At 41.9% G+C, this 248-nt stretch carries 1 rRNA gene; it reads right to left on the reverse strand.

Annotated elements, in window-relative coordinates:
- Nucleotides 1–106: ribosomal RNA gene (locus GTP45_RS27895) — 23S ribosomal RNA — on the reverse strand; the annotation flags it as partial.
- Nucleotides 107–248 lie beyond the last annotated feature (142 nt).

Below are 248 nucleotides of genomic sequence, written 5' to 3' on the forward strand. Positions count from 1 at the left end.
GGATCAAAGCTTGTTTGCTAGCTCCCCGCAGCTTATCGCAAGCTACTACGTCCTTCATCGCCTGTAATCGCCAAGGCATCCGCCATGTGCACTTATTCACTTGTCCCTATAACCTTGACGGCTATAGTTCTAAGCATTTACTACTTGTGATGATGAGTTTTACTACCCTAAGTGTGTGATTTCTCACACGCTTAAATAAAACTTTACTTCTTCCAGATTGTTAAAGAACGGTACTGCTTTTACCTAAA

Origin of the sequence: Duganella rivi (assembly GCF_009857435.1) — a bacterium.
In the GTDB taxonomy this organism is placed as follows: Bacteria; Pseudomonadota; Gammaproteobacteria; order Burkholderiales; family Burkholderiaceae_D; genus Rugamonas; species Rugamonas rivi.